Below are 24,835 nucleotides of genomic sequence, written 5' to 3'. Positions count from 1 at the left end.
AATAATAATCATTATTTACTCATGTTACGCACAATCGACTTTAACGAGCCATATTTTTTAACTCCTGCATAGCAATTTGGTTAGCCCTGAGTATTAATTTGTACTTGATGGCAAAGTGATTCAATTTTGTCTTTATTTTCATCATTTCCAGTTTGCAGTATGCAATGATTGCGGCAAAGATATGGTTGGATTGTGTTTTAACCGTACGGGTTGGAGACTTGTTCAGGCTTGCATTTTGTTTAATTGACTTGTGATACTCTTCAATCCGCCACCGTTTCTGGTACACTTCATAAAGACGTTCGGCACTGCTGGTCATGTCATTAGAAACGAGATAGAGAACCCCTGTAGAACCATTTTCGTTTTTGAAAATTTTCTTCAAAAGCCTCACTGGGAAGTCTAATCCCTTGAGATAGACTGTGTGGGCTATGTCCTCTTCAAGCTCTAATTCTCTGACTTTTGTGTACCGTCCGTTGTTGGCGTCGTTTTTGGATAAAGCTAAGGTTCGATTAGATTTAATCCCAATAATAAACGATTTTTGAAGGTCATTATGGATGTAAGCCATATTGGCCTTCGAGCCAAACCAATTGTCCGCAAGTACAAAGTCAAACAACACATGATTACTAACCGCTTGTGCGATAAGCTTGCGAAAAAGTTCATTTTTAGTCGTGGATGACTTTCTGCGAGCTTGCCTTGTTTCAATGTCACAAAAAGCAACGTCTTTTTTGATAACTTCATAACCAACAGGAACACTGAAGTCACCATACCGAACCATGCAGGTCAGGATATTAATCCCTTTGACCACATCACCTTTAGCATGGGAATAATGCCAACAATTAATTTCATTCTCATCCGTGTAAGGCTTCTCCTCAATCGAGTCATCCAATAAAAGAACACCGTCTGATGCTTCACTCTCCCTGACTGACTTCTTGACATAATTCCAGAGCGCTTTGGAACCAAAATCTTGTAGTCGTAAAAATCGTGTCACCTTGTCGTGAGCAAATTCACCATCCAACATCTCCGATAAACCTGTAGCTGTTGCATATTTATTCTGGCAAATCAAATAGTCACTATAAATATCAAGCATATCCATTAAATCTTCCTCCCTAAAAATCAGGGATGAAATTTTAATTAAATTTCAGGGAGCAGCAAGGTTTAGTGCGTAACATGAGTTATTTAAACAAAAAAGAGTTTTTATAACTCGCCGGGAGCATAACCATTCGATATAGTAACTGTTTACGCCAGTTTTATGATCGAATTAAAGCTAGTACCTCATCCTGTAAATAATCTGATCGTTAGGCTAGGTGATATTGGTGTCTGACAAGGCGCGAGGAAGGCGAATATTGAGCATATTCAACTAATAGTATGGACCCTGCCACCCTTTAATCAGGCTTCATTGTGAGCCAGAATGAGATTGTGAAATTCATTCAAAAAGCGGAGGATCCATGAATAAGAATATTAAAGTAGTAGGGATAGATTTGGCAAAAAATGTTTTTCAATTACATGGAACAGATTCAAAAGGAAAATGTATTTTAAAGAAAAGGCTTAGTTGAGAAAAATTGATTGAGTTCATGGCACAGCTACCACCTTGTCTTGTTGGTATTGAGGCTTGTGGAGGTTCTAATTATTGGGGAAGAACTTTTCAAGGATTAGGACATAACGTAAAAATGATGTCTCCTCAGTTTGTTAAGCCCTATATCAAATCAAATAAAAATGATTGTAACGATGCAGAGGGTATCAATGAAGCAGTTACAAGACCCACGATGAAATTTGTGCCAATAAAAACGATTGAACAACAAGACATGCTGCTATTACACCGGTGTAGAGAATTAGCGATTAAACAGAGAACCGCTTTATCAAATCATATTAGAGGCTTATTATCCGAATACGGCGTGGACAAAAGGACTGTGCCATATGAGAAATTTACCGGTAATGCTGGAGTTAAACAAAAACAAGCTGACTCCGCATGCTGAGGCTGTTTTTATAAGACTATATGAGCAGTTTAAAATGTACGATACACAAGTTGATGTACATGAAAAAGAAATCAAACAGGTGGGCCCATCGCTGCTTCAGCAATGATAGCCACTCTCGGTAATGCGAAATATTTTAAAAATAGGCGAGAGGTTTCTGCCTGGCTCGGACTGGTTCCAAAACAGCATTCCAGTTGGAATAAAATACGTTTAGGTAGTATTAGTAAACGAAGCGACCGGTACATAAGAACTTTATTAATACATGGTGCTCGCACAGTTATTAATAGATGCAATAATAAAACTGATAAAAAAGTATATGGGCTGCAGATAAAAAAGAGCGCTGTGGCTATAACAAAGCAACCGTCGCTCTGGCCAATAAAAATGCGCGTGTAATTTGGGCTTTATTAGCCACTAGCGAATGCTACCGTCAGTCTTTGGCTGTTGCATAGTGAAAAAATGAGTTCATTATATTTTGTTTAATGTAAAAAACACATTAAACAAAATATAATGATGTAAAAAAGTTTTCCTAAAGATTGCTTAAGGTAAATCAGAATTGATAGCAAAATAGGTAAGACCGGCTCTTGCAAAACCTAGGCTCGTCGATGGCCATTAACAGGCCGTTCAACTGATAAGGAGCAAGAGCGCAGATACTATCAGAGCTCGAGTGAACGTATATCACTCAATATAGAAGCCGTATATATGACTGCATCTTTATCTTTATTTTGCTGGATAAATTGAATTGCCTCTTGCAAGCCGGCAGGGTCCATATATGACGAGCAACGCAGTTCAGACACCAATAGCATCAATTGGGGATGGTTTAGTGTTCTTTGGTATGACGAAATGAAATCCATCTAGCTGCGTCGATAAAATGGGCATTCACTTTTCGTTGAATGCGATAATGGCATTGCTTGCAGAACTTCTTTGCCATAAGGCGCTAAAACATCTTTAAACATAGCCCTTTCATCGCTTAAAAGTGAATCAGCAACCTTCTTGTTCGCTTCATGTGGAGCAAGGAAGTCATGAATTACTTCATCCGTGGTTACCTTTGAAATTTGGCGAGGCAGCATTTCAATATAAACAAGTAAATCATCCGCTTTTGATGTTAATTGATTATCGGACAATAATTTTTTGAAAAATTGCATTTCAATCAGATTTTTTCGAGGCCCGTGTGTACCTACAATCAAGATTCGGCTTGTATTCAAATGAAACGATTCCATGTTAAGCCACTTTTGCATGATGTCGCGAAGTGAATTTAATTGCAAGGCCGCTGCTTCTTTCGCATGTTGCTCATTAAGACCTTTAATTTTCCCGAGGTAATTTTTTAGTGAGCACAAAAGAGCTTCATCTGTTGGAAAATCCGCTTGGCAATTGAGCACTTTAGATAAAAATTCACGAGTAAGTTGAAGAGATTTTTGGTCTATTGTTTTGTTTTTTTTATCTAAAAAAGAATGAATATTGGATGCATCTTTGGATAACGAGCGCAAGAGATCCATTAATTTATCTCGTCCTATCTTCTTTTCGAGATACATGTTAACCATTTCAACGATAGAAACAGACAAGTGTGATATCGCTTTAACCAGTTTATAGCGTTCTTGTAATGCAGCCGTTGCGAAAGACTGCTCTTCTTTATAATTATTGTCTTTATTACGCGTTAATAAAGTTAAATAACCATTTTTATAAAGGATGATATGTTCAATGTGTTCCAGACGATATTGAGCTAGCTTGGCATGGTTATCCATAAAATGTGCTGATAATGCATCGCATACTTTAGACATGGTAAGTTGCGACTCTTGAGGAAAGAAATGGTTGGGGTTTGATGAAGTAGTAAAGTGTGCTTGTTTCATGAATACCTCAATTAAGGAGTTTCATACAAGCTTATGCTTGTAACGCGGGGCATTGTATGAATAAAAACAGCAGATTGTCAAAATAATTCCACTAAATGAGTGCCTTGCCGTTATTCGTTAGGAGTACATTTTTTGTGGAAAGGATAGTCATTTTTAAAATGACTCTCTAAGTCTCGCTGGCTCTGATGTTTTTGAAATGGTCTCGGCAAATCAGTGAAAATCAGGGTGATTAATAAATAAACTTATCCACAAGAGTTAAAGATTTTAGTTCTGCAGGAAGCAGAAATACTATATCAGAAATATTGGAGAAAAACAGACTTGATTTCATTTTTTATTCCCATTGGGGTAGCCAAGCAACAGGATTTAATATACTCACCCTTCTTACCCGGCCAATCTTCCCAAATCGCGGCTACTGCCAATAATTCATCACTTTGTCGTTTAATGTAAAACGAACACAGGAACGATACAGCGATGATTTTTGAGTAAAAGCACTCCCTAATATCTCTGCAGGGGTTTATATAAAAAAATCGTTCTTTTGGCTAGCTTCTTTGCCTTCTTTCAGAAGTTCGATAAGTTCGGCTTCAAGTTTGGCTTCTGATTTTTCTAATTCACCTTCTCTTGCCCTCAACTGCTCAAGTGCCATGAAGCATCCAGCCCTGTCAGCACTATCACCCGAGTTGCTTTCTTGTGAGTAAAGCATTCTTTCTTCTTTTGTGCATTTCATTTGCTTTCTAACGGCTTCAAGCTCTTTCTCTACCCTTTTTCTAACGACTTCATATCCTTCTTCAGTGGGCCTGTGAGAAAAGAATGTTTTTGGCATGATACCTCCTGAACACTAGATTATAAAAGATTCTTCCCTGCCAAGTAGTGCAAAACAAATCATTTGTCTAAGTTACATTGCAAAAAAACTTACTAAAAATATTGCCTTCATCGTTAAAATAATTTTTTAGTATAGAATTTTGAGCTAATAAAACTGTCCTTTTCTTTGCTTTACTTTTTCCTTTGGAAGCAAGCTTGTTGAAAGACGGGGGACAGGGTAAACCAATTCTTGATAATTATCAAATATTTGTTTTTGATTTTAACGGTGGAATCGATATAACGGCTCAAACAACAGCCATGATTGTTCTGTCAATATTCGATGATAGTTTCTTGGGTTTTAACTTAAGGCGAGACGCTTGCGATATAATGAGTGGCTTCTTCTTGTTTCACAGCAGGCGATTTACCCATCCACGCCAGCAAACCTTTGGATTGATTGAGATTTTCTTTTGATACGGTGAGCAGGTTTTCCCCGAGCAGTGTATTGAGTCCATCAGCAGAAAGACCTGGTTTTGCCTGATAAGCAAATACTAGGGCATGCATCAGAGCATCAGTGATGTGGGCGTCAAGCGTCAAGCTGTACTCACCGTTTGTAAAATAGCGTTTAATTACAATGCTCGCAAACAGTTTGTTCAAGCCGAAATCCGATATCGGGACTTTAAGAGCTTGCGCTCGATGCCATAGAGTGATTAGAGACTCAAGGATATCTTGTGTATTATCTTCATAATAAAAGTCACATAACAGATGCATCAATGGTTTAATTTGACCTGCGTCAGCATCAGCAAAGCTGGTGATTTGAAGCAAGTCTGTCATTAGTACAGCTATGTTTTCATTGCGTTCGATAAGGCCTTTCTCAATGTTCTTGCTCAGAGCAAGAAGGGCATTGATAAGGAGCAAATTAGGATTTTTGTTGAGCGGCCTGACTGTTTCCTGCAAGGCGATGAGTGTAGAGCTCATTGCTTTTTGATCTTCCTCCCGACTCACAATACCCACAAAATCTTTTTCAAAAAGTTGGAAATGAAGTTCATCGTGTTTCAGGGCTAAATGTATGATTTCAGTGCTATTTTTCTCAACCAGAGCGCTGGTATATAAAGCCAGAGGGGTTCCTATTCTTTTAAGGTTATCAAGCGCGGTAGCATTTCCTTGTTCTGCCGCCATTCTATACCAGCGCACTGCTTCTTTCTCGTCTTTGTCAATACCTTCACCATATTCATAGGCAAACCCCAGATTGTTTTGTGCGGTAGCATTTCCTTGTTCTGCCGCCATTCTGTACCAGCGTACGGCTTCTTCTGCATCTTGCTTGACTCCTATGCCATGGTCATAGAAGTGCCCCAGATTGTTTTGGGCAGAGACATCTCCTTGTTTTGCCGCCCTCCTGTACCAGCGCACGGCTTCTTCTGCATCTTGCTTGACACCCATGCCATAACTATAGGCAAACCCCAGATTGTTTTGTGCATTGGCATTTCCTTGTGCCGCCGCCATTCTGTACCAACGTACCGCTTCTTTCTCGTCTTTGTCGACACCTATGCCATGTTCATAGGAATACCCAAGATTGTTTTGTGCATCGGCATTTCCTTGCGCCGCCGCCATTCTATACCAGCGTACCGCTTCTTTCTCGTTTTTGTCGACACCTATGCCATGTTCATAGGAATACCCCAGATCATTTTGAGCAGCAGCATTTCCTTGCTTTGCCGCCATTTTGTACCAGCGTACCGCTTCTTTTGTATCTTGCTTGACGCCAATGCCATGGTCATAGACTAACCCCAGATGGTTTTGCGCGAAAGCATTTCCTTGTTCTGCAGCTATCCTGTACCAGCGCACGGCTTCTTCATGATTTTTAGGCAGACCCAAGCCCAGCTGATAGCGCAGCCCCGTATAAAAATTCTCGGCGGAATAAGGGGAAGGAATTAATTTTTCTTCCAATGGTGTGTGTGTGCTGTTTTTTTTCTTATATAAGTCAAAGGCTTTCTCAAAGCCCATTGCAAAAGCCAGCGCAAAATTTTCAGCTGCAGTCTTATAGTCTCCACCCTCTCTTGCGCATTCAAAGCAGTCCCAATAGCTTCCCATGAGCGCTTTATTCAACCGGCAGAATTGGAATTGTTCATCAGGCTTCAGTCCTGAAAAAATCCTACCTTGCATCAGTGTGTCTCTTTCCTGTCGGATTTGTTCGGACTTGTGTTGCTTTACTGTGTAAGTTTCACTTAAATGGTTTGCGACTTCTTCTTTTCCGTAGCTTGGCATCTCGAGGGACTCCTGATGGTTGTATGAAAAGAGTGGTTTTTAGACGGCTCTGATAATAAAAAGCAAACTATAACATGAACAGGTTTGTTTTTTTAACAATATGCATTACTGAATCCGTTTATACCGCGATTCAATCAATGCCGATGAGGACGCAAAAGCTGAAATCGCTTTAAAATGAATGATCCGTGCCAGCAAAAAACAACCAGTCGGAAACCGAGTGGCAAAAAAGTAGGTTGACATTTAACGTTTCTATTAACGCTATAAGGGGTTTTATCCAGATAGCACTGGTTTGTCCTGATTTACCCCTTTAGCCCTTATAAAATAAGGGTTTTAGGCATCGGAGCCGTCTTTAAAATTCGTTAGCAACTTCTTAGTAATTTTCGGTGATATCAATGGGCGAATAATTTGGGTTTTCAGCCAAAAGTTTGACCTGGCCTTCTTTTTTAAAGAGCCGTTTAACGGTCAGCTCTCCATCAATGGCGGCAATGACGATTTTACCGTGTATGGCCTCTAAGCTTCGGTCAACCACGAGCATGTCACCGGATTGAATGCCCGCATGGTTCATGGAATCACCAGAGGCTCTCACAAAAAAGGTGGCGGCCGGATGTTTGATTAAATGCTGGTTTAAATCGAGCCTGCATTCAATGTAATCGTCCGCAGGAGAGGGGAAGCCGGCACGAACGGTGCTTGAATAAAGCGGTAACTCCATACCTTGCCCCGATGCGAGAAAAGCCTTAACGTCGTCAAGACGGGATACAGGAATACGAAGGGGCTTGGTGGGCTCACCATAGACGTTACTTCCTCTGGGCCTGCCCGCACCCTCTCGTTTACCGCCATGAGCTTTGCTTTGATGGGTCATGTGATGCCTCATTTGATAATCGTACATTTATCAAATCATAGTCAGCGTTGCTTTTTTTGTAAACAGGGATTTTGCGCAAAAAAGGGCAGGGCATCATTAAGTGCATGTAAAATCAAACTATCTTGAATAAAAAAATTTTTTTTAAGACACCATGCATTGGAGTAGCGCTTGTCGTTTGGTTTAACGGTTGATTGTTTTTTGAAAAATATGTGATACCGTTAGCACCCCTTAATGAAAATGAATAAAAAATGAGCTTTACTTCAAGACTTCTCATTATCCTTTGCATGGTCACAGTGGCTTACGCTAAGGCTCCTGCTAATTTCCCGCAAGCCAAAAAAATAGCCGCTCAAATCTTCAATGATAAACGCGAAACCTTATATTGCGGCTGTAAGTACAATGCTAAAAAGCAGGTGGATTTGGCGGGCTGTCATATGCAAAAAGCATCCATTATCAAAAGGGCACACCGTATGGAATGGGAACACATGATGCCCGCTGAACATTTTGGACGGCATTTTAAATGCTGGCGTGAGCCGATATGCAGCAAACACGGCAAACCATATAAAGGGCGTCCATGCTGTGAGAAGGTGGATGCTGACTTTCGAAAAGCCGAAGCTGAACTTTATAACCTTTGGCCAGCTGTAGGAGTGATTAATCAGCTGCGCTCTAATTATCGCTATTCACCTTTAAGCCATAAACACTTAACCTATGGTTGTGATTTCACTGCCGATCGAAGTTTAAGGAAAGCAGAGCCGCCTGCGCGCGTGAAGGGGCTTGTAGCCAGAGCCAATTTGTTTATGGCAGAAAAATACCACGTACGATTAAGCAAGGCGCAAAGAAAGCTTTTTGAGGTATGGAACAAAGAGCACCCGCCAGGCGATTGGGAAAAAGAATGGGCGCGGAGAGTCGCTAAAATTGAAGGCTATCCGAACCCTTATATTCTTTCACATGCTCGATAATGTCTGTAACTTTATAAAAAAGGGAGGGTTGATGTCCTCGCCCATAGATGGTCAATGCTTATGTAAAAAAGTTCAGTACAAGTTGCATGCTGAACCAAAAGCTGTTGGATGTTGTTACTGTAAGTCCTGTCAAATTAAATCAGGGTCGGATCACATTGTGTATCTCGCCTTTGAACATGATGCGGTTACACTGGAAGGTGAGATAAAATGGTATACATCCATAGGGGATAGCGGACTTCTTAAACAACATGGTTTTTGCCCGGAATGCGGCGCCAATTTATTTGCAAAACCTGAACACTGGTCGCATTTGCTCATTGTGTATGCAGGCTCGTTAATTGATTCATCCAATTATGCGCCTAAAACTAACTTATGTGTAAAAGATGCACCCAAATGGTCGTGTATGAATGAATCATTGATCTCTTTCGAAGGTAATCCTGGGTAGGTATATAGTGGCAGTTCTTTTGATGCTTTTCTTGAAGAAGGAAATATTTTTACCGAATCCAGTGCTGAAGTATTAAAACGAGTTCTCGCATGGCAGATCAAAAACTACCTTGACGAAAAAGGCATTAAGAAAGTTGATTTTGCCAAAAAATGCAACCAGTCGCTCTCAGCTTGTCAAGGACGCACGAAGTGCGCCGAATGTTTATCCTTGATAAATTTGGAGTGTCCTGACTTGGATAACGGGTGCGAATCGCATAGCGCTTCGTACCCCTGCCTTGCGGCGAGCAATTATCCTTGTGGTAAGTGGGAGAGCAAAGAGAATCAGTCTATTGAAAAAGAGGATATGGTTAATCCTATAATACTGACCATTAACACGATTTGAAAAAACAAAACTGGAATGGTGAAACAACATTTGGTTTTTTCCTATGTGCGAAAATGCTGTAATTGAAATAACAAGGACAGTCATTGGAAGAAGCAGGCTTCTGCTCGCTGATTTTTGAATTCCAATTGCAGCCTGGCAAATACGCATAAATTAACATTACAGTACCGCTCCTGAAGAAGGATGGATGATTATTGAACGTGCTATACCTGGTATCCCCCCCTACTTAATCTCAAAGACGAACAGCAAAGTATTCCAATAACCGTTTCTCTCATGCTTATTTTTTAGAGAATCCTTGGGGATGTGGATGGCTAATTGTATGTTGGGGCTCAAATTGATGGACTGAATAGTCTATTAAGATTTCATTTGCGCGGTTCCGGGTGACGATTAATCTCGTGCTTTCTCCAGGATTTTTACTTAGATCACATATTGCATTTTCAAGTGTTCCATCTTCTACCAATTCATTAATTTCTTTTGTTACATCTGGACTTTTTGTATGCCCACCGATTGCGAAGCATTTAAAGCTAGAATTTTGAGCACCTCTTGCAATTAATCCCGTTTTTAATTTTGAGACTTGGTCTGCAGCTCGCACCTCATCTCCAATCCAATGGTTAATGCCTGCAATCTTCGTTCCATCTTCTCGTTCACCTATAACTATAATTCCGTAACAAGAAGCTAGATAATAAGTGTGCAGTATATCATCATCATTTTGGAGGTAAACAGAAGCCCCCATATTTGCGGTCAAAACGTTTTTTTTCTCTACTCCATCAGTTGAGATATTTTCTTTTTTTGTAATTTTTACTTGATAATCTTGTCTTTGACCTTGACTTTGATGGTAAGAAGACGATGAATTAAGACTCTCAAGTATTACAGAAGTAGATGAGTTTCTTCCTACCAATTTTTGAAAAAATTTCTTTAATTTATTTGAACTTGTTTCTCTATCTGATGAGTGCATACTTTCGATAACTGTAGCCAGGTCGTTCTTATTCTAAGTATAGTAAAGTGAATCAGAGAGCATGAGATAAATTTTGGCGAATTGTACACATTACCAGAAAAATTCAGTGCAGAGCCTTAGGCTTGTTAATTAATCTGGCAAGTTGAGGCACATTATTAGAAAGCCAATAAATACCATAAATATATATATCATAATACAGCAGCATATCTTATCTCTTTAGACACCTTTGAGAAAATGATGAAGTTAATTAATTACTGCCCCAAATGTAATGAATAAAATTATTGAAATTTTGGTTACAGTGCATTATATTCGTATGGTCTTTGGATGTAGTAAATGGAAGTAAAGTAATGGATGTTGTAAAGTTTTATCAGCTTATTAAAGAAGCTTTTCAGGATTTTAATGATCGTACTGTCGTTGAATCAAAAACCAACCAAACTTTTCTTAATATATTAGATGAAATTGTCTTAAAGGAAGAAATAGACCCATCGCTTCGTATGACAAGCGCATCTATTTTATTTGAAGGGTATTATCAGCATTTAGATCATTCTTCTTCCTTCAAACAAGTATTAAGTGAAATCAAAGCGCAAAGATGGCAACAACATTTTGGGTCTCCCACACTTACTTTTCTTCTTTCTTATAAGAAAAAAATTGATCAAACAAAGCAATATTTTGAGCAACTCCAAGAAGAAAAATCAGAATTTATTGCACCCTGGTTTATTGGGAAAGAGCAGGAAACTGTATTGGATAGGGAAAATAATGTATTCGTTGATCCCAAAAGTATTTCAAGGGTAGAAACACCAAAAAATAGAGAAACCACGGGTTTTTTTACTAAAACGTATAATCCTTTTGGCGGGTTTACCACTACTGCATGTGACCCTTTTTCTCAAGAATTTATTCACCATGCAGAACGCTCAGCAAAAAACGGAGGTCAAGTACTTGAAATTGGTGCAGCCTTTGGTAGTGCGACTTTAGAAGCCATTGCAAAAGAAGCTACGGTTTATTGTAATGATATTCGTCCAGAAAATCTTGCAGTAGTTCGAAATCGTTTCCTAGAAGAAAGTAATGAGAAACAAACTGAATCTATCACAGGTGATACTAACCAGCTTGTCTTGATTCCAGGCGAGCTCCCTCATGAATTGATTGGGCTTCCTGAAAGCTTTTTCGATGCTATTTTGATTTGTCGAGTACTTCATTTTTTTACAGGAACGAAAATTAATGAATCATTGGCATTGTTGGGAAAATTATTATCTCCTGGTGGAAAAATATACATTGTGTGCGAGACGCCTTATTTAAAAAACTGGCAGAAATTTATTCCTGAATTTCATAAAAGAATTGAAAAAGGGATGGAATGGCCTGGTGAAATTACTAATCCTAGTGAGTATGAAAGTAGTGGAAGGTCATCTTCATTACCTAAATTTGTTCATTGGATAACCAAGGAAGTGCTTGAGCGCAGTTTAGAAAAAGCAGGGTTTAAAATTGAACGTGCTGAATACATCAATCGATTAGGGCAATTCCCTGAAGATTTATTATTACCTGAATACGGTAAAGAAAGCGTTGGTGCAATTGGACTAAAGTGAGACAAGGATGATAAGCGAAAAATTGAATTGGTTTAATTGGATTTTTTTAATGTTTAAGGAATTCATGGTTGAGATGTCAACAAAACCTCACTATGAAGTGGTCGATATTTATGAATGCAAAAAAACAGGATTTACGAAAGCAGTCGTTAAGCTAGCTGAAAGGCATATCATAGAAAAAAACATTAGTGAAATTGTAGTAGATAATACATTTATTGAAGCGTTGGACAAGAAAACAGTCCGAACTTTAACTTATATTGCGACAGTCGAACGTTTAAAACCAGATTACTCAATCGTTGTCCAAAAGATGACCAATCAGGTTGATGAGTACCTTCTTGAAATTAAATCAAGAAAAAACAGGGATACTTTTAAAAAATCTCCCACTGAACTTTCAATGAATAAAGATTTAATTGCAAAATTTGACCCAGTAGAAGCCAATAGAATTGGATATATGGCCGGAATTCGAGAAACAACCAGGGAATATCAGATGATCCACCACAGGGATTAAGAGGAATCTTGTTTTGGGTACTCCTGTTTTAGAGACTATATCGCGCCAGAAACAATATAAATATCCTTATTTTTTCTTAGGCTTATATTTAACTTTTTTGTTGTCCACAGTATGTCTGGCAAATAGGATCATGCAGATTGGGCCTATGCTAGAACCTGGAGGAATATTTGTTTTTCCAATCACTTTTTGTATTTGTGATATTGTCGGCGAAGTATATGGCTATGCCTATCCTAGATTATTTATATGGATAGGGGTATTGGCAGAGTTTATTTTTTCACTTATTGTGATTGCTGTATCACATTTACCAGCCCCACAATTTTTTAATCATGTTGAAGCTTATCAGATAGTGTTTGATCCCACTATTCGATATGTTGGAGCAGGGCTTGCTGGTTTGCTGGTCGGAGAACTGGCGAATGTATATCTGCTTGCCAAATGGAAAATATTTTTGAAAGGAAAGTTTTTTATTTTGAGAAGCCTGTTTTCAACAGCTTTCGGCCAGGCTTTACTGACTATTATCGTGGACATATTAAATTACTCTGGAAAAATGACCGGGCATCATCTTGGATGGATGATGTTTTGTGGTTATTTTTGGAAAATGTGTTCTGCCCTCATCATGGTTTTTCCTGCCTGGCTACTGGTGAAATATTTAAAGAAAGTTGAAAATGTCGATCATTACGATATACATACTAATTTTAATCCATTTATGCTCAGCTTAAATGAGAATAAAACCGACAAGAAATTTTCAATCAATACTGAATTCTCGCCTCGATAAGCGTGCCAATGATTCTGTCAGTATTCTCATCAAGCTTAGTCAGCTTAACATCACCATTCTCTAAATTTTGCTTAAGATAAAGCACATTATTTTCAGTAAATAGTCGATTAAATAAGACACTATCACTTTTATTGATATAGACAATTACAAAATCCCTATCCTGTGGTTTTTTTTCTATATCAAAAATTAAAAGTGCATTGGAAGGAAATAACGGCTCCATAGATGCGTCTTGTATAACTAACGCAAAAGAATCAGGGGCTAATATTTTATCTAGGAATATTTCTCTGGTAGGGTGATATGAGGTTTTTATCTGAGGCCAATGTCTTAATATCTCCCATTCTATAATAGGGATTGTTCGTAGTTGTAAATCTTCTTTGATATTTTCGGGAATTACCTTAGGTAATTGAACCTCTCCAATTAATTGTTCAATTGAGACAGAGAAAAAATTCGATAAAGCCTCCAACGCTTTTTTTCTAGGATTTTTGGTCGCTCCTGACAGCAAATGATGGACGGTAGGCTGGGGTATGTTAGTTAACCTCGCTAACTCACTAACAGATAAATTGCCGTGAATTCGCATGAGTTGTTGTAAGTTATGGCTTAATGTTGATTGAGTCATTGGCAATCCGTATTTAGAATAAATTTATTCAATAAAACTTGACATTCATCCTATGTTCGAGGATATTTTACATTTAATCGAATAATTTTATTCTTTATATTAGATAATCACTTTATAAAACGAATAATTTTGCTCAATATATCATGAGGTAATTGTTATTACAAAATAAAAAATTCTTATTCAGAGTAATAGAGAATGTTGATTAATCAGGAAAAAATAATGGATCAAGGAGCTTACAAATGACCAGTCGTTCTAAACTACAAATTTACCAAGGAATTATTCAATATATTGTTGACTCTACAGGCTACGACTTAAAAAACATAGCGGTCTTATCAAATGCAACTATCAAGAATATTCGCACCATTTATCTCGGTGATGAAATACCACCAAATTTTTCCTCATCCGAAAAGCATCTTGTGCAGTTATATCAAATGATTCTTGAATTGAATGCCAAACAAGGAACTGATTTGAGACATTTTGCAAAAGGAATTAAGCATGAAAACACTCAACATTCAACAAGCTGCTGAATTTCTTGGTGCACATAAAGAAACTGTTCGCCGAATGGCAGCAAGTAAACAAATCCCTGGAGTTAAGATTGGTCGTAGTTGGGTTTTTCTTGAGCAAGATCTTGTGATGCACATCAGAAGCAAGTACTCTAGCCACGACGCTTCGCAGGGTGACCATGGGAGAATAAAATGGCACTCTACAAAAGAGATGGAGTATGGTGGATTGATATCCGTCACCAAGGAAAAAGAGTACGCAAAAGTACTGGGACTGAAATAAAGGAGGATGCACACCGGTTGCATGATCAACTGAAACATGAATTATGGCAAGCGGATAAAATGAAATCTTTGCCTAGCAAAACTTGGATGGATGCCGTGTTGCGGTGGATAGATGAATCAACCCACAAGCGCAGTCTTGTAACAGATAAATATCACTTAGCATGGCTAGATTCATATTTGCGGTCAAAAAAACTTTCTGACATCGACAGAGATTTAATTGAGTTCATTGCCAAAAAAAAGGAAGCAGAGAATGTTTCTCTGACGACTGTTAACCGAATTTTGGAACTTATCCGAGCTATTTTAAACCGTGCTCATAAGGAGTGGGGCTGGCTGGATAAAACGCCCATTATTCGAATGCGAAAAATTGAGAACAAACGGATCCGTTGGTTGTCCAAACAAGAAGCAAACCGGCTTTTGAAAGAATTGCCGCCCCATTTAAAGGACATGGCTTCTTTCACTTTAGCCACCGGTCTTCGCGAGTCCAATGTAACAAAATTAAAATGGAGCGAAATAGACTTAGATAAAAAGCATGCGCTCATTCATGCTGACGAATCCAAATCTAAACGCCCCATCCCTGTTCCATTGAACAAACAAGCGATCTCAATTTTAAAAGCCCAGATCGGGAAAAATCCGACCTATGTATTTACATATAATGGTAATCCCGTAACTCGCTGTAATAATCATGCATGGCAAAAGCATTGAAACGCGCAGGAATCGATAATTTTCGCTGGCATGACTTACGCCATACCTGGGCAAGCTGGCATGTGCAAAATGGTACACCCTTACATGAGTTACAGCAACTCGGCGGGTGGTCTAATTATGAAATGGTGTTGCGTTATGCACATCTTTCAAGTGCACACCTGCGAGCTGCGGCTGAACGTGTTTAGACACGTTTTGGTCACAGTAACTTGGTTTTTTGGTCACAAACTAGAGCTAAGTGCTTGATTTAAATGGCGCGCTCGGAGGGACTCGAACCCCCGACACCTTGGTTCGAAGCCAAGTACTCTATCCAGCTGAGCTACGAGCGCGTTTGTTGATCATATCATTTAAAGAGTTTTTTGGAGCGTCTAATGGTGGGCCGTATAGGATTCGAACCTATGACACAGAGGTTAAAAGCCTCCTGCTCTACCACCTGAGCTAACGGCCCAAGAAATTAATATTCAAAATTTTATTTTAGAGAGGATCATCTCTAAATGGTGGGCCGTATAGGATTCGAACCTATGACACAGAGGTTAAAAGCCTCCTGCTCTACCACCTGAGCTAACGGCCCCAAAGAGGCTGAAATCATACCTTATTAAGCTAATTTTTCAAGTGTTTTTTGTGATTATTTTTCATAAATATTCAATTTGTTTTAAATTAAAACGTCTCAAAAATGCCACTTTGTTGATATAAATCAAGATGACAAGCAAAGGGGGTTAATCCCAAAGTCGTGACGTATTCTGAAATGGATTGTAAATCAAAGATATGACTTATGATCAAAAGAACATCGGCTCCCATAGCGCCACAGCCTTTTACAGCTAATACACGTTTTTCCTGTTTGATGGTGTTGATCAACGTAAGGCTGTGGGGAGTGATAAAATCAAATACAGACAGTTGTTGATGATAACTGTTAACTGCATGGATTAATAGTTGACTGTCTTCATGGTCAAACGCTGTTTTGCCTTCTTCTACAATCTCAGACAAAATGGAGAGATTTTCTGGAAGGGTATTTTTTTTCTGTAAATGATGGTGAGTGGCTAATTTATATCCTGTATGAACCAGCAAAAAGCCAATATCTCTAAAAGGCCAGGGCATGATCTCCATGTGCTTTTTGTTTTGGTGAATGTAAACACATTTTTGCTGACTTTGTGCTATCACATCATAACCGCTTGGCCGTAAGCCTTGGCCATTCCAGGCCATTTGATGATATGACTTTAGCAGATTATCAATATGAGGTTTGTATTGTTGTAGGAAGCAAGTGGCCAGATAGCCAGCCACAAATTGGGCACTGGAGGCGCCTAAACCACCTTTTAAGGAGTATGGATCATTCCAGTGTAAATGGTTTTTTTTATCTGAAAGTGTTTTTTGCAGCCAAAGTCCTGCGGGAGACTGTGGGTGAATGTTATCGGATGGATAGGGATCTTGCTTGAGGATGAGTTCAAAACAGGGCGAGGTGGTCAGAAGAATGGCAGACTCACCGGCAATGGCTGCGTATTCCCCCAATAAAAAAGTCTTGGCCGGAATCTGCCATTTCATAAGGTGGATTGAACTCGGCGAATTTCAGCCAGCAAGTCTTGAGCATGATTGACACTGACTCTTTTATTGATGGTCAGACAGTCCTGTAGATGTTGTTTTAATAAAGGCATTTCCTGCTCATTCGCTCCTGCAACCAATAGCAAATTGTCAATATGAAGTTTCATATGGCCTTGAATAATTCCTTCTGTACATAGAGCCCTTAGTGCTCCAAGATTCTGAACAAGTCCTACAGCGGCAACCACACGGGAAAGCTGATTGGCGGATTCAACACCCATCATTCTCAAAGCCATTTTTGCGGTAGGGTGTAAAGAAGTTACTCCTCCAACTGTACCCACAATAAGTGGGGCTGTTAATTCACCTGTCAGAACATGATTCTCATAGCGCCAGCGTGTGATGGCTTTATAGTGACCTTCGTGAGCAGCGTAGGCATGTACCCCGGCTTCGACTGCCCGCCAGTCATTTCCTGTGGCAATCAAGACCGGATCAATACCATTCATGACCCCTTTGTTGTGAGTTGCTGCACGATAAGGATCTGTCTCGGCAAAAATTGAGGCATCTTCGATGCGCTTACCTAACTCTGGTTCTACATGGTGAAGAGTAACTTTTGCTGTTGTTAATTTTTGATCATTCAGGTTTGAAAGAATACACATGGTGACTTTTTCACCACTTAAATGTTCAATGGGATTTTTTAAGTATTCCAGCACTTGATTGATGATATTTGCCCCCATGGCATCACAACTGTTCATGATAAGATGGATAACTGCCATGTTTGAGCCATCCGGTTTTTTAACCTGACGAAGCTGCAAATCCATGACACCACCTCCGCGTTTAACCATATTAAATGCAACGTCTTCATTGGCTTTTTCAATAAGGAAGGTTTTATTTTGGGCAAAGATAGCGGAGAATGTTTCAAAGTCCTTAACTTCGGAAAGCTGTATTTGGCCAAGAATTCCTTCTCCTGTGATCCAGGTGCAAATTTCACCTTTTTGACGAATCCATTTGGCACTTTTGGATAGGGCGGCAATGATGGAGGTTTCTTCCACCGCAAGTGGAATCACATAATCCTCGCCGTCAATGCGAAAATTGGTGGCAACGCCTAAAGGGAGTTGAAAATATCCAATGACATTTTCAATGAGTTTTTCAGCAAGATTCATGTCTTTTATGCCATTGGATGATAGGTAATTCACATCATCTAGGCTTAGAGCTCCCATGTTGATTAAACGCTCAAAACGTTCTTCTCTGGATAATCGGGAAAAACCATGAAAAAGCTCAGAGGCATTATGAATCATAAACAGACTTTCTCCTTTAAATGATTTAAGGTCAGACTACCGGTGCAAAACATGGCGACTTTTAGTTCATATTCAATGGAAGTCATTAATTTGATGACATCTTCTGAGCTTTTTAAAGCCGCTTCCAGCATGGGTTTCGCAAATCCGATTGTGGAAGCTCCTAAACCTATTAACTTTGCAGCATCCAGTCCATTTCTCACACCGCCGGAGCCCCAAATTTCAAAGGTTGGAGTAATTTCGGAAGCGTATATGACACTTGAGACGGTATCAATGCCCCAGTTCGCAAAGGAAATAGCTGCTTTTCGTCTTTTATCATCTTCACCTGCGCGATGACCTTCAATACGTCCCCAATGTGTCCCACCAAGCCCGCTGATATCTACCGCAGATACACCGATATCATTAAGTCGCTGAAGTGTTTTTTGCGAAAACCCACATCCTGTTTCCTTGATGATCACCGGCAGGTGAAGCTTGCTGACCAGTTGTTCCAGAGCTTTCCAGGAACCGCGGAATTGAGGTGTGCCTTCCGGCTGAATACATTCCTGTAAAGCATTGCAATGAATAATTAAACCTTGTGCGTGCAGAGCATCCGTTAAACGATGAATATCTGCCAAAGGAGTAGTGATCAACTGGGCGATACCTAAGTTACTGAATAAACAGACATCAGGGTAGTCGAGACGAAGATTCATCCATTCTGAGGCAGCTTGCTTATCGGTAATTTCCCGCCGCTGCGAGCCCACACCCATCACCCAACCAGATTGTGCACAAGCATTTATCAGATTACGGTTAATATTAACGGCATGTTGATGGCCCGCTGTCATAGAGCTTACAAGAAAAGGAGTCAATACAACTTGACCAAAACGTTTCGTTGAGATATCAATGTCATCAAAATTCAAATCGGGCAGAGCCTCATGCTGTAAGGAAACTTGATCGAGGAAATTGAATTCACTGGATTGATTCGCCTGCATTAAAGCAAGAGTGATATGATCCTGTTTGCGTTGTTCAAATTGATGGTAATTTTTTTGCATGCCAGGCGTTTTCATGTGTAAAATTTGATATTTTAACACCAATGTTTTTTAGCCGCCAGGCTATTTTTCTATCCTTGATGCTGTCTCTATCTGCCGTATTGATATTCGATATTATTTTGAATGCGCCCATTTTTTTTGTTTTTTATTTGATCTATCTGGTTTGATATTGTGCTTTTTGCCATATAGTATCTTTAAGTATATGTTATTTCCACTTTTGCAAAGCTTATTTGGATGTTAAAGCCATATAGGTTTGATATAAATCCTCATTCAATTGAATGATAAAATACATTAAATTAAAAAATCCTAATGCTGTACTGTCTAGAGAGGCAAATTTTTCCGGATGCTCAAGAATCGTTCGATGAACCACTTCCCGTAGACTATCAGGCGGCGATATCTTTTCATGCCCTTCGTTTTTCAAATATTTAATAAGAGCATCTAGGTTGTGATGAGTCGTATTGATGGCCGTGAGAATCCGCTTTTTTTCTTGCTCCGACAAATAAAAGGATAACCATTGGTAGGATTCGATAAGAGCAATTGTGCATTGGGTGCAGCTTGCTGTCTGCTTCAATAAGGTTAAAAATTTTTTTTGATTTCCTCCTCTTAACATGAGCTCATAATATATGGCACGCGCATTTTTTTTAATGCTGTGAAAATCCAGTATCAAACGCTGACTGCCTGCTATTTGTCTATTTTTTTCTTCTGTGTATTTAAAGACGATGATTAAAGTGTTTTTTATTTTTTCATAAAACCGGAGAAATAAATTCGGCACATCGGTTTTTACTGGCAGAATGCAGGCACTTACAAATAAAGCAATAAGCACGCCTAATAAGGTATCAAAAATGCGGGCAATCAATAACTGAAACGTCCAGTTTCCAATAAATGCAAAAAGAAACACGACAAAACAGGTCAAAGAAAATATTCCCAAAAGATGATAAATCTGAATTAAATAGACGGTGAAGAAAACAAAGACCAAGAGCATACTGATGATCAATGTTTCATTAGGAGGAAGAATTAAATATAGAGCTGTACCGACCACTCCACCAAATATAGTCATAATAACACGTTCATAAGAACGCTTGACGTTTTCAGCCCATGTCTGGGTGGTCACCGCCATGGCGGTCAGTGTTGTCCAGTATCCACGTTCCATATGAAAAGAGAGGCTGATGATTTCACTGATAAGGATGGCCAGTGCTGCCTGCAACGCCATTTTGGTGGTGCTTCTAAGTTTCATGTTTTTGCAATAATAATTTAGTTAATTGCTTGTTCAATAAATGAAACCCCAGTTTCAGATGTAATAGTAACATAATGAGATTCGGATCTTTTAATGGCGATATATTGACTTTGTCTGTCCATTTTTCAAGAGAGAACAAAGGATGTTTGATATGAATGCAATAATCCTTCTTCATCCTGGTCGATTGACATACTTTGGCAAAATTTTTATTAATGATCGAGAAAGCAATAAGTAGATAGCGCGGCAATGCTTTTTTTTCAGACCAAATGCTTTGATATGCATCAAGAATAATTTCGTAAGCACTTATTAAAGTGTATTGATGCAGGAATGATTGATTCATTGGAGATTTATCGTCAACGTTCAAATTATCAATGATGGCCTGATTGGATTCCAAAAGATGTGTAAGTAGTTCTTTCTGTTGAAATGCCAGCGTGTTTTCAAAATTCCTTGGGGCTGTTTTCCGTATTAACTGCTCCCTCAAATCAGATAAACCGATGGCCAGACTTTCAAAAATACGATTGGCATTGAGAATAAAAAGACGACAATAGTTTTCAGGAAAAACCAGTAAAAAAACCAGTGCTGATACAGCCAATCCAATGATTAGACCCTGTAGAACTTCCCAATGCTGCATCGAATGGGAAAAGGGTAGAATGGTGGCAAAAAAACACAGTAACCAGAACATCATAGGGGCAATGCTTTTTTGAAGGTTGAACTTTCGAATGTAATTGACGGTGAATCCTAAAAACACTAACGTCAAGGCTGTTAAATGCGGTGAGTTTTTAACTAAAAGACCTAAAATAAATGCAAAAAAATAACAGACATCAAAGAGTATTAGCTGTCCAATTCTTTGCCAGAAGGCTTTGGCTATAATACCCTGCATAGAAATGCCGCTGCCAATAGCGGCAACAAGCATCGCATTTCTGGAATGATCAGAGGTAATCCATAAACTGATTATAATGGCAACGACAGTTTTTGTGGCTCGCTTTAATTGAATATATCCGGGATCCATATTCCATAATAGAGCGAGAAAACGATGAAGTTTGTTCAAATCCAGCCTCAGTTAGATAAGTTGCTCAAGGCAGCAGAATAGATTAAACAACGTGAGTTCGACCTAAAAAATATTCATATTTTTTAGGTCGCTGAACGCTCGATTTTGTGGAAAATTTACGAATCCTCATGTTTGACCACGGGATTGTAAGTTACAAAAAATTATATAATGGCCATTAAGAGAGTAGCCCCTTATTGTAAAAATAAAGGGCACGGGCGTGAGCGACCGTCGCGGAATAGGTTTTAACAACCGTCTGGATCAAGGTACTCTAGCCCTGCTCTCGAAACGTTTGAATAGTTGAAAGGACTCTGATTAAAGAACGTCCGCTTACAATCCTAAACAATAAAATTTCGAGGCGCGCATGTCATTATACAGTAATTATATTGGTATCGATATTGGAAAAATTTCTTTTGTTGTAGCGATGTATGGCTCAAAAAAGATATACGAATATGAAAATAATCCGACAGGTATTAAAGCGTTTATAAACGATTTCAAGAGTAAATTAAAATATGCTTTAACTGTATTAGAAACGACAGGCGGTTATGAGATGCAATTATTGCTCACTTTGTGTGAGTCAGGGTTTGCAGTACATCGAGCTAATACACGTAAGGTCAAACGATTTATTCAATCTTATGGCAATGAGGCAAAGACGGATAAACTGGATGCCCTCTCATTGGCTTTATATGGGTATGAGCGAGCACAACGACTAGAACTATTTACTCCTCAATCAACAAAAGCCCTTGCCTTATTTGAGTTGGTGCAGCGTCGTAATGATTTAAAACAAATGCTTGTTGCAGAAAAGAATAGATTAAAAGCTCCTCGCGCGGACATCATCAAAGCGAGCTGTAATGCAATGCTCGAGGTGCTTAATAATCAAATCAAGACCATTACAGATGAAATAAATACCTTGATAGAGGCTGACTCTGTGTTAAGAGAAAAAAAAGCTATTCTAAAAACTATTCCCGGCATAGGGGATATCATTGCTAATGAGCTTCTTGTCTTATTACCAGAATTAGGTTCCTTAACGCGACGTAAAATTGCTTCGCTTGCTGGCCTTGCACCAAAGGCAAATGATAGCGGGCAGTTTAGCGGTTATCGGTGTATTGGTTATGGCAGATGTGGAATTAAGCCCATATTATTCTTAGCTGCCATGGCTGCAAGAAATTCAAATTCTAGCTTAAAATCTTTCTACAATCAGTTAATTTCTTCCGGAAAGAAAAAGATGGTAGCTTTAACTGCTTTAATGCGAAAAATCATTGTTATTGCAAATGCCAGAATAAGAGATTTTAATTCGGGATTATTTTGTGCATGATGATAGATTAATTAAATTTAAAAAACGGTTAAGACATAGTTGATCCATAAAAAAGCCAATCCTATTTATCAAAGTCTTGGATAACATTGGATTTTGATAAATATACTGGTGGTGGACATCGCGGTCAAGCCGCGGTGATTCGTACTCGGGAAAAATTCACACTGTCAAGTAAACGAATATTATCCCACAAAAGCAAACTTTTATACAAGATCTCGTAAAATACACAGGTCAAAATCATACCACTTAAAGCATAAACAATAAGACGTCATTGCGAACGAAGTGAAGCAATGACGGCAATTTGGTTTTATTTGGGCAAAGTATGATTTTACCCTGCGTAAAATACATCAGTACGACATAATAAAGCAATTATTCAAAATGCTCTGTTTTAGCCAGGAAACGTGATGAATTGAATCAATTCACTCGAATATTAATAAATTGCCACGGGTCCGTTGAGTCTAATCTTTCCTTAAATAATCGTTCTCTCTCCTTAAGCGGCGTCCAGTCAGTGTAGTAGCCTCCGACTTCCCCAAGATAAGGAAGAGCAATGTCTAAAATAAATTGGTAATCCATCTCCTCTGGTTCAACAATACCTTGATTCGGATTTTTTATGGCCCAAATCAGTCCTGCCAGAATACCAGCAGCCACCTGTAGACTTGTGGCATTATTGTAAGGAACTAATTCGCGAGCTTCATGAACAGATAAGGTTGAACCATACCAATAGGCACCTTTTGCATGCCCCATTAGCAAAACACCAAGTTCATCAACTCCTTCTGTAATCTCGTCAAAAAGAAGGCGTTTATTTTTTTGTTCATACCACTCGCTACCTTGGAACTCGTCTAATGATAAAATGGCATCGGGGCAGGGAGAATAAGCATAATGTACTGTGGGTCGATAGTATTCTTTATCGTTCAGGGTTAAATAACTTCCGATAGAAATCGCTTCTGCATGGGTTATCAAAAATCCATGATAAGGACCATATGTAGGAGTCCAGGATCGTACTTTTACACTCGCACCAGGACGTTCTAAATAAATTGCGCTCTGAGAACCTGTGGTATGGTGGGAAGCATCTTCAGGCCAGTGACGTTCATGACTTCCCCAACTCAACTCAGCCGGTTGTCCAGCTTCGGAGATAAATCCTTCTACGGACCATGTATTTACAAATTCGCCAAAAGATTTGTTTTTATGGCTTATCTGAGTGTCACGCTCGGCAATATGAATAGCTTTAATATCGAGTGATTTGGCAAGTTTTGCCCATTCTGAAGAAGTTTCAGGATGTTCTATATTCAGTTGATTATCTTTTGCTATGTTCCATAGAGCTTGTTTGACGAAATGAGAAACCAGACCAGGATTCGCCCCATGCGTTAAAACGGCTGTAGGAGAATGATGTGGTTTGAGCTTAAGAACTTCTTCTCGCAATGCATAATTTGAGCGTGATGCGCTGGGTAAGGTTCTATCCACATATCCACCTTCCCATGGCTCAGTACTCGCATCTAAATACAAAGCGCCTTTTCTTTGGCAAAATTTAATTAAATCTACACTTGAAATATCAACGGATAAATTTAATAAAAAATCTTCCTTGTCCAATTTATTTTCAAGAACATCCATGTAATTTTCTTTCGTGATATAGACTTCTTCTATATTTATTCCGTATTGAGAAACATCGGGTTCTTCAGTGAACTCTTTAGTCATGATCAGGATTTGTGAAGCCGATAACTCCAAATGTCTCAACAATAAAGGCAAGACAGCCTGTCCAATGCTACCAAACCCTAACAGGATAATTTTGTTAGGAAAATGGATGTATTTTTTATGGTTATTTTTCATCTTTTTAAACGTCCTTTTAGGATTAGGGTACCAATAAACTAAAAATATCCCCCACTGTGGAAGGTGGGTTAAAAGGAAGTTAAACAAGATAACAATATATAAAAAATTTTGCTACCTGATTCTTCAATGATTCTCCGTGTCGATTTTAGCCATTTTTTAGGGGG

The 24,835-nt window shown here is 38.9% G+C and carries 21 protein-coding genes, 3 tRNA genes and 2 pseudogenes; 10 read left to right on the top strand and 16 right to left on the bottom strand.

Annotation, left to right across the window (positions count from 1 at the left end):
• Positions 1-40: 40 nt before the first annotated feature.
• Positions 41-1,090 (bottom strand): IS701 family transposase, encoded by a 1,050-nt coding sequence (locus E4T55_RS03465; RefSeq protein ID WP_115325247.1) that lies wholly within the window; start codon positions 1,088-1,090, stop codon positions 41-43.
• 352 nt (positions 1,091-1,442) lie between these two features.
• On the opposite strand from E4T55_RS03465, the pseudogene E4T55_RS03460 reads away from it, so the two are divergent.
• A pseudogene (locus E4T55_RS03460) lies at positions 1,443-2,416 on the top strand (IS110 family RNA-guided transposase).
• A gap of 402 nt (positions 2,417-2,818) precedes the next feature.
• On the opposite strand, the gene E4T55_RS03455 reads toward E4T55_RS03460, so the two are convergent.
• From E4T55_RS03455 to E4T55_RS03440, 4 genes are all read right to left on the bottom strand, one after another.
• Entirely contained in the window at positions 2,819-3,811 is a 993-nt protein-coding gene (locus tag E4T55_RS03455) for a hypothetical protein (RefSeq protein WP_115325267.1), read from the bottom strand.
• A 514-nt stretch (positions 3,812-4,325) separates the two neighbouring features.
• Entirely contained in the window at positions 4,326-4,631 is a 306-nt protein-coding gene (locus tag E4T55_RS03450) for a hypothetical protein (protein ID WP_058502433.1), read from the bottom strand.
• A gap of 341 nt (positions 4,632-4,972) precedes the next feature.
• Positions 4,973-6,868, bottom strand: a complete 1,896-nt coding sequence (locus tag E4T55_RS15525) for an SEL1-like repeat protein (RefSeq protein ID WP_058502434.1) — start codon at positions 6,866-6,868, stop codon at positions 4,973-4,975.
• A gap of 370 nt (positions 6,869-7,238) precedes the next feature.
• Positions 7,239-7,727: a LexA family protein gene (locus E4T55_RS03440; RefSeq protein WP_115325266.1), complete on the bottom strand. Its 489-nt coding sequence runs from the start codon at positions 7,725-7,727 to the stop codon at positions 7,239-7,241.
• Positions 7,728-7,975: 248 nt separating this feature from the next.
• On the opposite strand from E4T55_RS03440, the gene E4T55_RS03435 reads away from it, so the two are divergent.
• Positions 7,976-8,683 (top strand): endonuclease, encoded by a 708-nt coding sequence (locus tag E4T55_RS03435; RefSeq protein WP_058500771.1) that lies wholly within the window; start codon positions 7,976-7,978, stop codon positions 8,681-8,683.
• Positions 8,684-8,714: 31 nt separating this feature from the next.
• Positions 8,715-9,125 carry a GFA family protein gene (locus E4T55_RS03430; RefSeq protein WP_058500770.1) on the top strand — a complete coding sequence of 137 codons (411 nt, stop codon included), beginning with the start codon at positions 8,715-8,717 and terminating at the stop codon, positions 9,123-9,125.
• Positions 9,126-9,780: 655 nt separating this feature from the next.
• On the opposite strand, the gene E4T55_RS03425 is transcribed toward E4T55_RS03430, so the two are convergent.
• Positions 9,781-10,458: a hypothetical protein gene (locus tag E4T55_RS03425; protein WP_058500768.1), complete on the bottom strand. Its 678-nt coding sequence runs from the start codon at positions 10,456-10,458 to the stop codon at positions 9,781-9,783.
• 347 nt (positions 10,459-10,805) lie between these two features.
• On the opposite strand from E4T55_RS03425, the gene E4T55_RS03420 reads away from it, so the two are divergent.
• From E4T55_RS03420 to E4T55_RS03410, 3 genes are all read left to right on the top strand, one after another.
• Entirely contained in the window at positions 10,806-12,035 is a 1,230-nt protein-coding gene (locus E4T55_RS03420; protein ID WP_058500767.1) for a class I SAM-dependent methyltransferase, read from the top strand.
• 7 nt (positions 12,036-12,042) lie between these two features.
• Complete coding sequence (locus tag E4T55_RS03415; RefSeq protein WP_223168312.1) at positions 12,043-12,540, top strand: hypothetical protein; 498 nt, start codon at positions 12,043-12,045, stop codon at positions 12,538-12,540.
• Between the two features lie 145 nt (positions 12,541-12,685).
• Positions 12,686-13,312, top strand: a complete 627-nt coding sequence (locus E4T55_RS03410; RefSeq protein ID WP_238583406.1) for a queuosine precursor transporter — start codon at positions 12,686-12,688, stop codon at positions 13,310-13,312.
• On the opposite strand, the gene E4T55_RS03405 is transcribed toward E4T55_RS03410, so the two are convergent.
• Positions 13,287-13,928 carry a LexA family protein gene (locus E4T55_RS03405; protein ID WP_058500765.1) on the bottom strand — a complete coding sequence of 214 codons (642 nt, stop codon included), beginning with the start codon at positions 13,926-13,928 and terminating at the stop codon, positions 13,287-13,289. The genes E4T55_RS03410 and E4T55_RS03405 overlap by 26 nt on opposite strands.
• A gap of 239 nt (positions 13,929-14,167) precedes the next feature.
• Here E4T55_RS03405 and E4T55_RS03400 point away from each other — a divergent pair, with 239 nt between their 5' ends.
• The 3 genes and pseudogenes from E4T55_RS03400 (at position 14,168) to E4T55_RS15520 (ending at position 15,597) form a co-directional block, all read left to right on the top strand.
• Positions 14,168-14,455, top strand: coding sequence for a hypothetical protein (locus tag E4T55_RS03400; protein ID WP_058500764.1), 288 nt, complete (start codon positions 14,168-14,170; stop codon positions 14,453-14,455).
• The gene (locus E4T55_RS03395; RefSeq protein ID WP_058500763.1) at positions 14,424-14,711 is read left to right on the top strand and encodes a helix-turn-helix domain-containing protein; all 288 of its coding nucleotides are present in this window, start codon (positions 14,424-14,426) and stop codon (positions 14,709-14,711) included. Before E4T55_RS03400 ends, E4T55_RS03395 begins: the two co-directional genes overlap by 32 nt.
• Positions 14,624-15,597, top strand: a pseudogene (locus E4T55_RS15520) (tyrosine-type recombinase/integrase). Before E4T55_RS03395 ends, E4T55_RS15520 begins: the two are co-directional and overlap by 88 nt.
• 64 nt (positions 15,598-15,661) lie before the next feature.
• Here the strand turns inward: E4T55_RS15520 and E4T55_RS03385 are convergent.
• The 8 genes from E4T55_RS03385 to E4T55_RS03350 all read right to left on the bottom strand — a co-directional run bounded on the left by E4T55_RS03385 (position 15,662) and on the right by E4T55_RS03350 (position 21,538).
• A tRNA-Arg gene (locus E4T55_RS03385) sits at positions 15,662-15,738 on the bottom strand.
• A gap of 43 nt (positions 15,739-15,781) precedes the next feature.
• A tRNA-Lys gene (locus E4T55_RS03380) sits at positions 15,782-15,857 on the bottom strand.
• A 47-nt stretch (positions 15,858-15,904) separates the two neighbouring features.
• Positions 15,905-15,980: transfer RNA gene (locus E4T55_RS03375), tRNA-Lys, on the bottom strand.
• Between the two features lie 86 nt (positions 15,981-16,066).
• Positions 16,067-16,945 carry a mevalonate kinase family protein gene (locus E4T55_RS03370; protein ID WP_058500762.1) on the bottom strand — a complete coding sequence of 293 codons (879 nt, stop codon included), beginning with the start codon at positions 16,943-16,945 and terminating at the stop codon, positions 16,067-16,069.
• A complete protein-coding gene (locus E4T55_RS03365; RefSeq protein ID WP_058500761.1) occupies positions 16,942-18,234 on the bottom strand; it encodes a hydroxymethylglutaryl-CoA reductase, degradative in 1,293 nt (430 codons plus the stop codon). Before E4T55_RS03365 ends, E4T55_RS03370 begins: the two co-directional genes overlap by 4 nt.
• Positions 18,231-19,259: a type 2 isopentenyl-diphosphate Delta-isomerase gene (fni, locus tag E4T55_RS03360; RefSeq protein WP_058500772.1), complete on the bottom strand. Its 1,029-nt coding sequence runs from the start codon at positions 19,257-19,259 to the stop codon at positions 18,231-18,233. The genes E4T55_RS03365 and fni overlap by 4 nt, the downstream gene beginning before the upstream one ends.
• Positions 19,260-19,482: 223 nt before the next feature.
• The gene (locus E4T55_RS03355; RefSeq protein ID WP_058500760.1) at positions 19,483-20,490 is read right to left on the bottom strand and encodes an FUSC family protein; all 1,008 of its coding nucleotides are present in this window, start codon (positions 20,488-20,490) and stop codon (positions 19,483-19,485) included.
• Complete coding sequence (locus E4T55_RS03350) at positions 20,480-21,538, bottom strand: aromatic acid exporter family protein (RefSeq protein ID WP_131780753.1); 1,059 nt, start codon at positions 21,536-21,538, stop codon at positions 20,480-20,482. Before E4T55_RS03350 ends, E4T55_RS03355 begins: the two co-directional genes overlap by 11 nt.
• A 361-nt stretch (positions 21,539-21,899) precedes the next feature.
• On the opposite strand from E4T55_RS03350, the gene E4T55_RS03345 reads away from it, so the two are divergent.
• Positions 21,900-22,850, top strand: a complete 951-nt coding sequence (locus tag E4T55_RS03345) for an IS110 family RNA-guided transposase (RefSeq protein ID WP_115325220.1) — start codon at positions 21,900-21,902, stop codon at positions 22,848-22,850.
• 411 nt (positions 22,851-23,261) lie between these two features.
• Here the strand turns inward: E4T55_RS03345 and E4T55_RS03340 are convergent, their stop codons facing one another.
• The gene (locus E4T55_RS03340) at positions 23,262-24,671 is read right to left on the bottom strand and encodes a homospermidine synthase (RefSeq protein WP_058500614.1); all 1,410 of its coding nucleotides are present in this window, start codon (positions 24,669-24,671) and stop codon (positions 23,262-23,264) included.
• Positions 24,672-24,835 lie beyond the last annotated feature (164 nt).

Source organism: Legionella israelensis, assembly GCF_004571175.1.
GTDB classification, from domain to species: Bacteria; Pseudomonadota; Gammaproteobacteria; order Legionellales; family Legionellaceae; genus Legionella_D; species Legionella_D israelensis.
Note: the sequence above shows the minus strand (reverse complement) of the source record. Positions and strands in the feature narration are given on the sequence as shown.

What these genes read in the sequence shown, in the direction of transcription:
- E4T55_RS15525 (WP_058502434.1), bottom strand. Translation starts at nt 6,868, where the DNA reads ATGCCAAGCTACGGAAAAGAAGAAGTCGCAAACCATTTAAGTGAAACT.
- E4T55_RS03455 (WP_115325267.1), bottom strand. Translation starts at nt 3,811, where the DNA reads ATGAAACAAGCACACTTTACTACTTCATCAAACCCCAACCATTTCTTT.
- E4T55_RS03410 (WP_238583406.1), top strand. Translation starts at nt 12,686, where the DNA reads ATGCTAGAACCTGGAGGAATATTTGTTTTTCCAATCACTTTTTGTATT.
- E4T55_RS03340 (WP_058500614.1), bottom strand. Translation starts at nt 24,671, where the DNA reads ATGAAAAATAACCATAAAAAATACATCCATTTTCCTAACAAAATTATC.
- E4T55_RS03395 (WP_058500763.1), top strand. Translation starts at nt 14,424, where the DNA reads ATGAAAACACTCAACATTCAACAAGCTGCTGAATTTCTTGGTGCACAT.
- E4T55_RS03465 (WP_115325247.1), bottom strand. Translation starts at nt 1,090, where the DNA reads ATGGATATGCTTGATATTTATAGTGACTATTTGATTTGCCAGAATAAA.
- E4T55_RS03435 (WP_058500771.1), top strand. Translation starts at nt 7,976, where the DNA reads ATGAGCTTTACTTCAAGACTTCTCATTATCCTTTGCATGGTCACAGTG.
- fni (WP_058500772.1), bottom strand. Translation starts at nt 19,259, where the DNA reads ATGCAAAAAAATTACCATCAATTTGAACAACGCAAACAGGATCATATC.
- E4T55_RS03440 (WP_115325266.1), bottom strand. Translation starts at nt 7,727, where the DNA reads ATGACCCATCAAAGCAAAGCTCATGGCGGTAAACGAGAGGGTGCGGGC.
- E4T55_RS03425 (WP_058500768.1), bottom strand. Translation starts at nt 10,458, where the DNA reads ATGCACTCATCAGATAGAGAAACAAGTTCAAATAAATTAAAGAAATTT.
- E4T55_RS03400 (WP_058500764.1), top strand. Translation starts at nt 14,168, where the DNA reads ATGACCAGTCGTTCTAAACTACAAATTTACCAAGGAATTATTCAATAT.
- E4T55_RS03430 (WP_058500770.1), top strand. Translation starts at nt 8,715, where the DNA reads ATGTCCTCGCCCATAGATGGTCAATGCTTATGTAAAAAAGTTCAGTAC.
- E4T55_RS03345 (WP_115325220.1), top strand. Translation starts at nt 21,900, where the DNA reads ATGTCATTATACAGTAATTATATTGGTATCGATATTGGAAAAATTTCT.
- E4T55_RS03450 (WP_058502433.1), bottom strand. Translation starts at nt 4,631, where the DNA reads ATGCCAAAAACATTCTTTTCTCACAGGCCCACTGAAGAAGGATATGAA.
- E4T55_RS03355 (WP_058500760.1), bottom strand. Translation starts at nt 20,490, where the DNA reads ATGAAACTTAGAAGCACCACCAAAATGGCGTTGCAGGCAGCACTGGCC.
- E4T55_RS03420 (WP_058500767.1), top strand. Translation starts at nt 10,806, where the DNA reads ATGGATGTTGTAAAGTTTTATCAGCTTATTAAAGAAGCTTTTCAGGAT.
- E4T55_RS03415 (WP_223168312.1), top strand. Translation starts at nt 12,043, where the DNA reads ATGATAAGCGAAAAATTGAATTGGTTTAATTGGATTTTTTTAATGTTT.
- E4T55_RS03365 (WP_058500761.1), bottom strand. Translation starts at nt 18,234, where the DNA reads ATGATTCATAATGCCTCTGAGCTTTTTCATGGTTTTTCCCGATTATCC.
- E4T55_RS03405 (WP_058500765.1), bottom strand. Translation starts at nt 13,928, where the DNA reads ATGACTCAATCAACATTAAGCCATAACTTACAACAACTCATGCGAATT.
- E4T55_RS03370 (WP_058500762.1), bottom strand. Translation starts at nt 16,945, where the DNA reads ATGAAATGGCAGATTCCGGCCAAGACTTTTTTATTGGGGGAATACGCA.